This is a genomic window from Streptomyces sp. NPDC024555 (genome assembly GCF_055559335.1).
In genome coordinates, this window is record NZ_JBVHKV010000010.1 from 127057 (window position 1) to 139469 (window position 12413).

Annotated in this window: 13 protein-coding genes; 10 read left to right on the forward strand and 3 right to left on the reverse strand. The window is 72.8% G+C overall.

Annotation, left to right across the window (positions count from 1 at the left end; all coding sequences use genetic code 11):
* Positions 1 to 71: 71 nt before the first annotated feature.
* From ACZ4FH_RS18910 to ACZ4FH_RS18935, 6 genes are all read left to right on the forward strand, one after another.
* Positions 72 to 506: a cupin domain-containing protein gene (locus tag ACZ4FH_RS18910; RefSeq protein ID WP_383633959.1), complete on the forward strand. Its 435-nt coding sequence runs from the start codon at positions 72 to 74 to the stop codon at positions 504 to 506.
* Positions 503 to 1771: a beta-ketoacyl-[acyl-carrier-protein] synthase family protein gene (locus ACZ4FH_RS18915; RefSeq protein ID WP_467305964.1), complete on the forward strand. Its 1269-nt coding sequence runs from the start codon at positions 503 to 505 to the stop codon at positions 1769 to 1771. Before ACZ4FH_RS18910 ends, ACZ4FH_RS18915 begins: the two co-directional genes overlap by 4 nt.
* Positions 1768 to 3006 carry a beta-ketoacyl synthase N-terminal-like domain-containing protein gene (locus ACZ4FH_RS18920; protein WP_467305965.1) on the forward strand — a complete coding sequence of 413 codons (1239 nt, stop codon included), beginning with the start codon at positions 1768 to 1770 and terminating at the stop codon, positions 3004 to 3006. Before ACZ4FH_RS18915 ends, ACZ4FH_RS18920 begins: the two co-directional genes overlap by 4 nt.
* A 39-nt stretch (positions 3007 to 3045) precedes the next feature.
* Positions 3046 to 3303, forward strand: a complete 258-nt coding sequence (locus ACZ4FH_RS18925) for an acyl carrier protein (protein ID WP_467305966.1) — start codon at positions 3046 to 3048, stop codon at positions 3301 to 3303.
* A 2-nt stretch (positions 3304 to 3305) separates the two neighbouring features.
* A complete protein-coding gene (locus ACZ4FH_RS18930; RefSeq protein WP_383633951.1) occupies positions 3306 to 3785 on the forward strand; it encodes an SRPBCC family protein in 480 nt (159 codons plus the stop codon).
* A 73-nt stretch (positions 3786 to 3858) separates the two neighbouring features.
* Complete coding sequence (locus tag ACZ4FH_RS18935; RefSeq protein ID WP_383633949.1) at positions 3859 to 4182, forward strand: TcmI family type II polyketide cyclase; 324 nt, start codon at positions 3859 to 3861, stop codon at positions 4180 to 4182.
* A 77-nt stretch (positions 4183 to 4259) separates the two neighbouring features.
* On the opposite strand, the gene ACZ4FH_RS18940 is transcribed toward ACZ4FH_RS18935, so the two are convergent.
* From ACZ4FH_RS18940 to ACZ4FH_RS18950, 3 genes are all read right to left on the reverse strand, one after another.
* A complete protein-coding gene (locus tag ACZ4FH_RS18940) occupies positions 4260 to 5318 on the reverse strand; it encodes a methyltransferase (protein ID WP_467305969.1) in 1059 nt (352 codons plus the stop codon).
* Positions 5319 to 5370: 52 nt separating this feature from the next.
* The gene (locus ACZ4FH_RS18945; protein WP_467305971.1) at positions 5371 to 6444 is read right to left on the reverse strand and encodes a right-handed parallel beta-helix repeat-containing protein; all 1074 of its coding nucleotides are present in this window, start codon (positions 6442 to 6444) and stop codon (positions 5371 to 5373) included.
* Between the two features lie 152 nt (positions 6445 to 6596).
* Positions 6597 to 8216, reverse strand: a complete 1620-nt coding sequence (locus ACZ4FH_RS18950) for an acyl-CoA synthetase (protein WP_467305974.1) — start codon at positions 8214 to 8216, stop codon at positions 6597 to 6599.
* A gap of 167 nt (positions 8217 to 8383) precedes the next feature.
* On the opposite strand from ACZ4FH_RS18950, the gene ACZ4FH_RS18955 reads away from it, so the two are divergent.
* The 4 genes from ACZ4FH_RS18955 to ACZ4FH_RS18970 are packed head-to-tail and all read left to right on the forward strand — an operon-like array spanning position 8384 to position 12393.
* Positions 8384 to 9184: a crotonase/enoyl-CoA hydratase family protein gene (locus tag ACZ4FH_RS18955; protein WP_467305976.1), complete on the forward strand. Its 801-nt coding sequence runs from the start codon at positions 8384 to 8386 to the stop codon at positions 9182 to 9184.
* 52 nt (positions 9185 to 9236) lie between these two features.
* Positions 9237 to 10181: a Zn-ribbon domain-containing OB-fold protein gene (locus tag ACZ4FH_RS18960; protein WP_467305977.1), complete on the forward strand. Its 945-nt coding sequence runs from the start codon at positions 9237 to 9239 to the stop codon at positions 10179 to 10181.
* A complete protein-coding gene (locus tag ACZ4FH_RS18965; RefSeq protein ID WP_467305979.1) occupies positions 10182 to 11234 on the forward strand; it encodes a thiolase domain-containing protein in 1053 nt (350 codons plus the stop codon).
* On the forward strand, positions 11227 to 12393 hold the full coding sequence (locus ACZ4FH_RS18970) for a thiolase domain-containing protein (protein ID WP_467305981.1): 1167 nt from the start codon (positions 11227 to 11229) through the stop codon (positions 12391 to 12393). The genes ACZ4FH_RS18965 and ACZ4FH_RS18970 overlap by 8 nt, the downstream gene beginning before the upstream one ends.
* Positions 12394 to 12413 lie beyond the last annotated feature (20 nt).

The window sequence follows — 12413 nt, forward strand, 5'->3', positions numbered from 1 at the left end:
CCCCGGCCCGCCCGGGGGGTTCTCGCTCGACCCGTCGTCGTACCCGCGCACAACGCCAGGAGGAAGCAGTCATGACCACGCACCGGCCACGCATCGTGGACCTCAGCGAGACCCAGCCCAACCGCAGGCGCGGAGGTGATCTGCGCGCCCTCCTCACCCCGACGGCCGTCGGCGCCACCAGCGGTTTCATGGGCCTGGCCATCGTGCAGCCGGGGGACCGCATCGGCGAGCACTACCACCCGTACTCCGAGGAGTTCGTCTACGTGGTCAACGGCCTCCTGGAGGTCGACCTGGACGGCGAGACCCATGCGATGCGGCCCGACCAGGGCCTGCTGATCCCCCCGCACGTGCGCCACCGCTTCCGCAACGTCGGCGACATCGAGGCCCGGATGGTCTTCCACCTCGGCCCCCTCGCCCCCCGTCCGGAACTCGGCCACGTCGACACCGAGGTCACCGAGACCGCCGAGCGCGGAGCGCCGCCAGAACGAAGCGAGGCCGCCTCGTGACCCGGCGCGTGGCCGTCACGGGAGTCGGTGTCGTCGCCCCGGGCGGCATCGGCACCCCGGCCTTCTGGGACCTGCTGGCCAACGGCCGCACCGCGACCCGGGGCATCACCCTCTTCGACCCGGCCGGCTTCCGGTCCCGGATCGCCGCCGAATGCGACTTCGACCCGGCGACGCACGGACTGGACGAGGACGAGATCGTCCGCGCGGACCGCTATGTGCAGTTCGCGATGGTCGCCGCCCGCGAGGCCCTGGCCGACGCCGGACTCGACATGGAGCGCACCGACCCCTGGCGCGTCGGCGTCTCCCTCGGCACGGCCGTGGGAGGAACCACCCGGCTGGAGCACGACTACGTCGCGGTCAGCGAGAGCGGCGCCCGCTGGGACGTCGACCACCGCCGGGCCGGTGCCCATCTGGAGCGGGCCTTCTCCCCGTCCACACTGGCCTCGGCCGTCGCCGAACAGGTCGGCGCGCACGGCCCCGTGCAGACCGTCTCCACCGGCTGCACCTCCGGCCTCGACGCGATCGGGTACGCCTTCCACTCCATCGAGGAGGGCCGCGTCGACGTCTGCGTCGCCGGGGCCTCCGACTCCCCGATCACCCCGATCACCGTCGCCTGCTTCGACGCGATCAAGGCGACCTCGCCCAACAACGAGGACCCGGAGCACGCCTCGCGCCCCTTCGACGCGCGCCGCGACGGCTTCGTGATGGGCGAGGGCGGAGCCGTCCTCGTCCTGGAGGAACTGGAGCACGCCCGCGCCCGCGGTGCCACCGTGTACTGCGAGATCGCGGGGTACGCCACCTTCGGCAACGCCTACCACATGACCGGGCTCACCCCGGAGGGGCTGGAGATGGCCGAGGCCATCGACCGGGCCCTGGGCCACGCCGGCATCGCCGCCCACGAGATCGACTACGTCAACGCGCACGGCTCCGGCACCAAGCAGAACGACCGGCACGAGACCGCGGCCGTCAAGAGGGCCCTGGGCGAGCACGCCCGCACGGTCCCGATGAGCTCCATCAAATCGATGGTCGGCCACTCGCTCGGGGCGATCGGGGCGATAGAGATCGCCGCCTGCGTCCTCGCCCTGGTCCACCAGACGGTGCCGCCGACGGCGAACTACGAGTCCCCGGACCCCGAGTGCGACCTCGACTACGTGCCCCGCACCGCCCGTCCGCTCACACTGCGCAACGTGCTGTCGGTCGGCAGCGGATTCGGCGGATTCCAGTCCGCGGTGGCCCTCACCAGAACCGGCGGGAGGACTCCATGAGCACCCGAAACGACCGGAAGGCCGTCGTCACCGGCATCGGCGTCGTCGCCCCCAACGGAACCACCACCGAAGCCTTCTGGAAGCGGACCCAGGAGGGCATGAGCGTCCTCGACAAGGTCACCCGCGAGGGCTGCGAGGACCTGCCGCTCCAGGTGGCGGGCGAGGTCCGGGGCTTCGACCCGGTCGCGCTCATCGAGGAGCGCTACCTCGTCCAGACCGACCGCTTCACCCATTTCGCGATGGCCGCCGCGGACATGGCGCTCGACGACGCCCGGCTCGGCCGCGCCGACTACGAGGACGCCCCGTTCGGCGTCGGCGTGGTGACCGCGGCCGGTTCCGGCGGCGGCGAGTTCGGCCAGCGCGAACTCCAGCGGCTGTGGGGCCAGGGCTCCACCTATGTGGGCCCCTACCAGTCGATCGCCTGGTTCTACGCGGCCAGCACCGGCCAGATCTCGATCCGCGGCGGCTTCAAGGGGCCCTGCGGCGTGGTGGCCAGCGACGAGGCCGGCGGGCTCGACGCCCTCGCGCACGCCGCCCGCTCGGTCCGCCGCGGCACCGACGCCGTGGTGGTCGGCGCCGCCGAGGCCCCCCTCGCGCCCTACTCGGTCGTCTGCCAGCTCGGCTACCGCGACCTGAGCACCGAACAGGACCCGACCCGCGCCTACCGCCCCTTCACCGCCGACGCCTGCGGCTTCGTGCCCGCCGAGGGCGGGGCGATGCTCGTCGTCGAGGCGGAGGCGGCCGCGCGCGGGCGCGGCGCCCGGATCCGCGCCGAGATCGCCGGCCACGCCGCCACGTTCACCACCGCGAGGCGCTGGGAGGAGTCCCGCGAGGGGCTCGCCCGCGCCGTCGAGGGGGCGCTGCGCGAGGCGCGGTGCGCGCCCGAGGAGATCGACGTGGTCTTCGCGGACGCCCTCGGTGTGCCCGAGGCCGACCGGGCCGAGGCCCTGGCGCTGGCGGACGCGCTCGGCGCGCACGGCCGGCGCGTCCCCGTCACGGCGCCGAAGACCGGCACCGGACGGGCCTACTGCGGCGCCCCCGTGCTGGACACCGCCGCCGCCGTCCTCGCCCTGGAGGACGGCCTCGTCCCGCCCACCCCCCACGTCTTCGAGGTCTGCCACGACCTCGATCTGGTGATGGGCCGGGCCCGACCCGCCGAACTGCGCACGGCCCTCGTGCTCAGCCGCGGCCTCATGGGCTCGAACGCGGCGATGGTGCTGCGGCGCCCCGCGTGAGCCCCACCGACACCCCCTCGTGAGCGAAGGAGAAGTCCCATGACCGACCGACTGACGTACGAAGAACTCGCCACCCTCATGAAGAAGGGCGCCGGACTGACCGTCGACCCCCGGGAGATGGAGCGCCGGCCCGCGACCGCCTTCGACGAGTTCGGCCTCGACTCGCTGGGACTCCTCGGCATCGTCGGCGTACTGGAGAACCGCCACGGCCGGCCGCTGCCCGCCGACGCCGACCGGTGCAGGACGCCTCGCGAGTTCCTCGACCTCGTCAACAACAGCCTCATGACAGGAGCCTGACCGTGCCCGGACACACCGAGAACGAGATCGTCATCGCCGCCCCCCTGGACCTGGTCTGGGAGATGACGAACGACCTGGAGAACTGGCCGCAGCTGTTCAGCGAGTACGCCTCCGTCGAGGTCATGGAGCGGGACGGCGAGCGCACCGTGTTCCGCCTCACCATGCACCCCGACGACAACGGCAAGGTGTGGAGCTGGGTCTCCGAGCGCACCACGGACCGCCCCGCACGCGAGGTCCGGGCCCGCCGCGTCGAGACCGGCCCGTTCGACCACATGAACATCCACTGGACGTACGCCGAGGTCCCCGGCGGCACCCGGATGCACTGGAAGCAGGACTTCGCGATGCGCCCGGACGCCCCGGTCGACGACGCCTGGATGACCGACAACATCAACCGCAACTCGCGCGTCCAGATGGAGCTCATCCGGGACCGGATCGAACAGCGCGACCGGGGGCGCCGCTCCGCCGCGGTCCCCGCCAACTGACGCCCCACCACCCCCCGTCCGGGACCCCGCCCCATGGCCGGGTCCCGGACGGCGTACGAGAAAGGCATCCCCGATGCACCACGCCCTGATCGTCGCCCGGATGGCGCCCGGATCGGCCCCGGACATCGCCGAGCTGTTCGCCGCGTCCGACGACAGCGAACTGCCGCACCTGGTCGGTGTCACCCGGCGCAAGCTCTTCCAGTTCGGCGACGTCTACCTGCATCTGATCGAGTCCGAGCGCCCGCCCGGCCCGGAGATCGCCAAGGTGACCGAACACCCCGCGTTCAAGGACATCAGCGACCGGCTGACCGCCTTCGTCAGCCCCTACGACCCGCAGACCTGGCGGGGTCCCAAGGACGCGATGGCGCAGGAGTTCTACCACTGGCAGCGCGGCTGACCGCGCCACCGGAAAACGCCCCGGGTCCGGCCGAACGGCCGGACCCGGGGCGTTTCCACGCGCCGGTCGCCCTCCCGTCAGTCGGGCACCACGCACTCGAAGGCGTGCAGATACGGATTGACGGGCCGGATCTCGCCGATCAGCAGACCGGCGTCAGACAGCCGGTCGACCAGGCTCTGCCGGGTGTGCTTGGCCCCGCCGACGTTCAGGAGCAGCAGCAGGTCCATGGCCGTGGTGAACCGCATCGACGGGGTGTCGTCCACCAGGTTCTCGATGACGACGACCCGCGCGCCCGGACGGGCCGCGGCGACGACGGCGCGCAGCGCCCGGCGGGTGCTGTCGTCGTCCCACTCCAGGATGTTCTTGATGATGTAGAGGTCGGCCGCGACCGGGATGCCCTCGCGGCAGTCGCCGGAGACGATGGCCGCCCGGCCGGCGAGCGCCCCGCCCTCGCGCAGCCGTTCGTCGGCGCGGGCCGCGACGCCCGGCAGGTCCATCAGCGTGCCGCTGACCGAGGGGTGCTTCTCCAGCAGGCTCGCCAGCACGTGCCCCTGGCCGCCGCCGATGTCCGCGACCGAGGACACCCCGGTGAGGTCCAGCAGCGCGGCCACGTCCAGCGCCGACTGCACGCTCGACGTGGTCATCGCCCGGTTGAAGATCTGCGCCGACTCGGGGGCGTCCTGGTGGAGGTAGTCGAAGAACTCCTTGCCGAACACGTCCTCGAAGACCTGGGTGCCCGAGCGCACCGCGTCGTCCAGCCGCGGCCACACCTCCCAGGTCCACGGCTCCGTGCACCACAGGGAGATGGCCCGCAGACTCTGCGGGTCGTCCTCGCGCAGCAGCCGGGACATGTCGGTGTGGGCGAAGGTGCCGTCGGCGTTCTCGGTGAAGACGCCGTAGCAGGACAGGGCGCGCAGCAGCCGGCGCAGCGGCGCGGCCTCGGTCCCCACCGCCCCGGCGAGTTCCTCCGCGGTGGCCGGGGTCTCGCCGAGCGCGTCGGCCACGCCCAGCCGGGCCGCCGCGCGCACGGCCGCCGCACGGGCCGCGCCGAACACGATCTCGCGCAGCCGCATGGCCGGCTGGGGGGTGTGCAGGGGCTGGACGGGGGTGGTGGGTGTGGTGCTCACGGTGGTCATGCCGTCTCGCTTCTCCTCGTGCGGGGGGAATCCGGTGTGCGGGGTGCTCCGGTCAGCACAGTCCGGCGGGCGCGGACGTGCCGCAGACATTGCCCGTCAGACGGTTGCCCGTGCCGGTGTCACGGTCGGCGACGTCCTCCGGGCCGTTGCCCAGGACCACGTTGCCGGTGACGGTGTTGTCGTTGTTCTTCGCACCGACGAAGCTCTTGAACAGCACGATGCCCCCGGAGAGCGGGGTGGCGCCCACGTTGTCGCGGATCACGTTGGACCGCACCTCGGTCGTCTCCGTGCCGGTCAGGACGATCCCCGAACCCTGGAGCGCGGGCAGCCGCTCGGTGGCGGCGCAGAACTTGTTGTTGCCGGTGATCAGGTTGGACCGGATGGACATGTCCCCGGCGTGCGGGGTGCCCTCGTCGCCCACGACGAAGACGCCCGTGCAGTTGGCCGTGAGGGTGTTGTCGCGCGCCGAGAGGTTGCGCACGCGCCGGGCGGTGAAGCCGATGCGGTTGTCGCTGAGGGTGTTGCCCCGGACCCGGGTGCCGCCGGTGTCGGTGGCGCCGGCCTCCTCGTCGACGCTGTTGGCGACGAAGATGCCCGCGTCGCCGTTGCCGTAGGCGTGGTTGTCCCGTACGTCGGAGCGGGTGGAGCGCTGCTGGGCGATGCCCCAGACGCCGTTGCCCGCGGAGGTCACCGCGCGGACCTCCAGCCGGTCCGTCCACGACGCCCAGACACCGCTCTTCGCGAACCCGGCGACGCTCAGGGACCGCAGCGTGACCCCGTCGACGGTGTGCCCCGCGGTGCCGAGGACGCAGATGCCGTTGCCCGCCTCCGCGCAGGCGTTGCCCGTGCGCGCGGCGCCCTCGGCCGGTTCGATGACGGTACGGTCCCCGGCGCCGCGCAGCGTGATCCCGGGCGTGGTGATCAGGACGCTCTCGCGGTACGTGCCGGGCTCGACGACGATCGTCTCGCCGGGCCGGGCGGCGTCCACCGCCGCCTGGATGGACTCGCCCGGACGCACCACATGGCCGCTCGTGGCGGCGGCGGGGACGGTCGGCGCGAGGACGCCGAGGCCGGCGGCCGAGGCGGCTGCGATGCCCACGAGGGCCTTGATGTGTCGTTTCCTCATGAGCCGAAGCTATGGGCGATCACCCTCCGGTGCCACGCAGGGTGTCCGCTCGTGCGCGGGGCGTGCCCGAATGGCTTACGCGACCGGCGCGGCCGCGCGTCCACGACGGGAGGCGGGGCCGCGCACTCGGGTGACGCCGCGCCGGCCGCCCGTCAGTCCGCGGCCGGAGTGATCACGGAGCGGGCCCAGCGGTAGTCCGCCTTGCCGCTGGGGGAGCGCTGGATGCGGGGCGCGATCACCAGCCGGCGCGGGATCTTGTAACCGGCCAGCCGGGTCCGGCAGTGCGCCTGCATCTCGTCGAGCGTGGGCGCCTGGGCCCCCTCCCGCACCTGCACCACGGCGGCCACCTGATTGCCCCAGCGGGCGTCGGGGGCGCCGGCGACCAGCGCGTCGTACACGTCCGGGTGGGACTTGAGCGCCTGCTCGACCTCCTCCGGATACACCTTCTCGCCCCCGGTGTTGATGCACTGCGAGCCCCGGCCCAGCACGGTCACGATGCCGTCCGCGTCGACCGTCGCCATGTCGCCCAGCAGCACCCAGCGCTCCTCGCCCTTGCGGAAGAAGGTCTCGGCGGTCTTGGCCGGGTCGTTGTAGTAGCCGAGCGGCACATGGCCGCGCTGGGCGATCCGGCCCGGCTCGCCCGGGGCCGCGGGCTCGAAGGTCGCCGGGTCGACGACCGCCGTGCGGGCGTTGACCTGGAGGCGGAAGCCGTTGCGGGGGCCGGAGTCGGCGGTCGCGGTGCCGTTGAAGCCGGACTCGGAGGAGCCGAAGTTGTTCAGCAGCATCACATGGGGGACCAGGGACTGGAACTCCGCCCGCACCGAGTCGGACATGATCGCGCCCGAACTCGACACGGAGAAGAGCGCCGAGCAGTCGGTGCCCTTCAGCGGTCCCTTCAGCGCGTCGATGAGCGGGCGCAGCATCGCGTCGCCCACCAGCGAGACACTGGTGACCTTCTCCTTCTCGATGGTGCGCAGTACCTCGTGCGGCACGAACTTGCGGTGCACCACGACCCGCTGGCCGAAGTTGAAGCCGATGAACGCGGTGAGCGTCGAGGTGCCGTGCATCAGCGGGGGAGTGGGGAAGAACGTGATGCCCTCGCCGCCCGCGGCCACCCGTTCGGCCAGCTCCTGCGGGGTCTTGACCGGGTCGCCGGTGGGCGCCCCGCCGCCGAGGCCGGAGAAGAACAGGTCCTCCTGGCGCCACATCACGCCCTTGGGCATGCCCGTGGTCCCGCCGGTGTAGATGATGAACTGGTCGTCCGCCGAGCGGGGGGCGAAGCCCCGCCCGGAGTCGCCGGCCGCGTCCACCTCGGCGAAGGCCGTGGCCGCGGGCCCGGACCCGCCGGCCGCCGGGGCGCCGACGCGGACCAGGTGGCGCAGCCCCGGGGCCTGCGGGGCGGCGGCCGCCACGCGCGCGTCGAACTCGGCGTCGAAGACCAGGGCCACCAGATCGGCGTCGCGGTAGAGGTAGACCAGTTCCTCCTCCACGTACCGGTAGTTGACGTTGACCGGGACGATCCGCGCCTTCAGGCAGGCCAGGACCGTCTGGAGGTACTCGACGCCGTTGTACAGGTGCAGACCGAGGTGTTCGCCGGGCCGGATGCCCGCGTCCAGGAGGTGGTGGGCGACGCGGTTGGCCGCCGCGTCCAGCTCCGCGTACGTGAGCCTGCGCTCGGCGCCCGTACCGGGATGGTCCACGTAGACGAGCGCCTCGCGTTCCGGGACAGCGTCGACGACCGATTCGAACAGGTCGGCAAGGTTGTACTCCACCGTTCCTCCTGACCCCGGTTGCTGAGTGGCCCGGCGGTCATTAGAGCGCCCGCCGGCACAACTGGGAAGGGGACCGGACGAAGAAATCTGACTGACTGTCAGAAAACTATTGAACTGCCTCCCGTACTCCTGCAACCTGTTCTAGCCTTGACGACGGGAGACAGACCATGGGCGGTACGGAACACCTCACCGTGCAGCGCGAAGGCGCCACACTGGTGCTCACCCTGAACCGGCCCGAGAGCAAGAACGCGCTCTCGCTGCCGATGCTGGTCGGCCTGTACGACGGCTGGCTGGCCGCGGACGAGGACGAGGAGGTCCGCTCGGTCGTCCTCACCGGCGCCGGCGGCTGCTTCTGCGCCGGAATGGACCTCAAGGCCCTCGCGGGCGGCGGCATGGAGGGCGAGCGGTACCGGGACCGGATGACGGCCGACCCCGATCTGCACTGGAAGGCGATGCTCCGCCACCACCGGCCCCGCAAACCGGTCATCGCCGCCGTCGAGGGCCACTGCGTCGCCGGCGGCACCGAGATCCTCCAGGGCACCGACATCCGCATCGCCGGCGAGAGCGCCGTCTTCGGCCTCTTCGAGGTCCGCCGCGGCCTCTTCCCGATCGGCGGTTCCACCGTCCGGCTGCCCCGCCAGATCGCCCGGACCCACGCCCTCGAAATGCTCCTCACCGGCCGCCCCTACACGGCCGAGGAGGCCGCGCGCATCGGACTCGTCGGCCGCGTCGTCCCCGACGGCACCGCCCTGGAGGCGGCCCTCGCCGTCGCCGAGCAGATCAACGCCTGCGGCCCGCTCGCCGTCGAGGAGGTCAAGGCGTCGGTCTACGAGACCGCGGAGATGACCGAGACCGACGGCCTCGCCGCCGAACTCAAGCGCGGCTGGCCCGTGTTCTCGACCGCCGACGCCAAGGAGGGCGCCCGCGCCTTCGCCGAGAAACGTCCGCCGGTCTACCGCCGGGCCTAGCGGTTGCCCCTCTCAACCCGCCGGAAGGCACCCCCCAACCAAGGAGGCACCCGTGCCCGACGTCCTCAGCGCACCGCTGGTGGTCGAATTCCCCTTCACCCGCTCCCTCGGCCCGGTCCAGAGCGCCTTCCTCACCGGACTGCGCGAACGCACCGTGCTCGGCGTCCGCACCGACGACGGCAAGGTCCTCGTCCCGCCCGTCGAGTACGACCCCGTCACGGCCGGGGAACTGCGCGATCTGGTCGAGGTCGCGCCCACCGGCACCGTCACCACCTGGGCCTGGAACCCGTCCCCCGGCCGCGACCAGCCCCTGGACACCCCCTTCGCCTGGGTGCTCGTCCGGCTCGACGGCGCCGACACCGCGCTCCTGCACGTGCTGGACGCCCCCGGGCCCGACGCCGTCGCCACCGGCATGCGCGTCCGGATCCGCTGGGCCGGGGAGCGCACCGGCGCCATCACGGACATCGCCTGCTTCGAACCGTACGACGGCCCGGCCGGCCCCGCCGCCGCCCCGCACGACGGCACGTTCGCCGACCCCGTCACCGGCATCGTCACCCCGGCCCGCCTCGACTACACCTACTCACCGGGCCGCGCCCAGAGCGACTACCTCCAGGCCCTGGCCGGCCGCCGCGTCGTCGGCGAACGCTGCCCGTCCTGCGCCAAGGTCTACGTCCCGCCCCGCGGCGCCTGCCCGACCTGCGGTGTCGCCACCGCCGAACAGGTCGAGGTCGGACCGCGCGGCACGGTCACCACCTTCTGCGTCGTCAACATCAAGGCGAAGAACCTCGACATCGAGGTCCCCTACGTCTACGCCCACATCGCGCTGGACGGCGCCGACCTCGCCCTGCACGCCCGGATCGGCGGCATCCCCTACGACCAGGTCCGGATGGGGCTGCGCGTCGAACCCGTCTGGGCCGACGGGGCCCGCCATCCCGACCACTACCGCCCGACCGGAGAGCCGGACGCCGACTACGACGCGTACAAGGAGCTGCTGTAGATGCGAGACGTAGCGATCGTCGCCTTCGCGCAGACCGACCATCTGCGGCGCACCGACGAACTCTCCGAGGTCGAGATGGTCATGCCGGTCCTGCACCGGGTCCTGGACACGACCGGCCTGCGGACCAGCGACATCGGGTTCACCTGCTCCGGCTCCAGCGACTACCTGGCCGGCCGGGCGTTCTCCTTCACCATGGCGCTCGACGGCGTCGGCGCCCACCCGCCGATCTCCGAGTCCCACGTCGAGACGGACGGCGCCTGGGCGCTCTACGAGGCCTGGGTGAAGATCCAGACGGGCGAGGCGGACACCGCCCTCGTCTACTCCTACGGCAAGTCCTCGCCCGGCCGGGTCCGCGACGTCCTCACCCGCCAGCTCGACCCGTACTACACCGCCCCGCTCTGGCCCGACTCCGTGGCGCTCGCCGCCCTCCAGGCCCAGGCCCTGATCGACGCCGGGGCCACCGACGACGCCGCGCTCACCGCCGTCGCCGCCCGCAGCCGCGCGGACGCCGCCGGCAATCCGCACGCCCAGCTCGCCGGGGACGTCCCCGTGGGCGACCCTCTCGTCGCACCGCTGCGGACCGGCCACTGCCCGCCCGTCGGCGACGGCGCCGCCGCCGTGATCCTCGCCGCCGGCGACACCGCACGCGCCCTCTGCGCGCGCCCCGCCTGGATCCGCGGCATCGACCACCGCATCGAGGCCCACGGCCTGGGCGTCCGCGATCTGACCGATTCACCCTCCACCCGGCTCGCCGCCGAACGCGCCGGGGTCTTCGAACGCCCCGTGGACACCGCCGAACTGCACGCCCCCTTCAGCTCTCAGGAGGTCGTGCTCCGCCGGGTGCTCGGCCTCGGCGACGAGGTCCGCGTCAACCCGTCCGGCGGCGCGCTGGCCGCCAACCCGCTCATGGCCGCGGGACTGATCCGCCTCGGCGAGGCCGCCGCCCGCATCCACCGGGGCGAGTCCGACCGGGCGCTCGCCCACGCCACCTCCGGCCCCTGCCTCCAGCAGAACCTGGTCGCCGTCCTCGAAGGGGAGAGTGCTCATGCCTAAGGAGCCCGTGGCCGTCGTCGGCATCGGCCAGACCAAGCACGTCGCCGCCCGCCACGACGTCTCGCTGGCCGGACTCGTCCGCGAGGCCGCCGTCGCCGCCCTGGAGGACGCCGGACTGACCTGGGCGGACATCGACGCCGTGGTCATCGGCAAGGCCCCCGACTTCTTCGAGGGCGTGATGATGCCGGAGCTGTACCTCGCCGACGCGCTCGGCGCGGTGGGCAAACCCATGCTCCGGGTCCACACCGCCGGATCCGTCGGCGGCTCGACCGCGCTCGTCGCCGCCAATCTGGTCGCCGCGCGCGTCCACCGCACCGTCCTCACGCTCGCCTTCGAGAAGCAGTCGGAGTCCAACGCGATGTGGGGCCTCTCGCTCCCCATCCCCTTCCAGCAGCCGCTGCTGGCCGGCGCGGGCGGCTTCTTCGCCCCCCACGTCCGCGCCTACATGCGCCGCACCGGCGCCCCCGACACCGTCGGCTCCCTCGTCGCCTACAAGGACCGGCGCAACGCCCTCAAGAATCCGTACGCCCACATCCACGACCCCGGCATCACCCTGGAGAAGGTCCAGGCCGCACCGATGCTCTGGGACCCCATCCGCTACTCCGAGACCTGCCCCTCCTCCGACGGCGCCTGCGCCATGATCCTCACCGACCGGGCCGGCGCGGACCGCTCGCCGCACCCGCCCGCCTGGGTGCACGGCGGTGCCATGCGCAGCGAACCGACCCTCTTCGCCGGCAAGGACTTCGTCTCGCCGCAGGCCGGCAAGGACTGCGCCGCCGACGTCTACCGCCAGGCAGGGATCAGCGACCCCCGCCGGGAGATCGACGCCGTCGAGATGTACGTGCCCTTCTCCTGGTACGAGCCGATGTGGCTGGAGAACCTCGGCTTCGCCGCCGAGGGCGAGGGCTGGAAGCTCACCGAGGCCGGGGTCACCGAACTCGACGGCGATCTGCCGGTGAACCCCTCCGGCGGGGTGCTCTCCACCAACCCCATCGGCGCCTCCGGCATGATCCGCTTCGCCGAGGCCGCCCTCCAGGTCCGCGGCCGCGCGGGGGAGCACCAGGTCGACGGCGCCCGCCGCGCGCTGGGCCACGCCTACGGGGGCGGGGCCCAGTTCTTCTCCATGTGGCTCGTCGGCGCGGAACCGCCCCCCGCCTGACCCGCACCGCCCCCGGACGG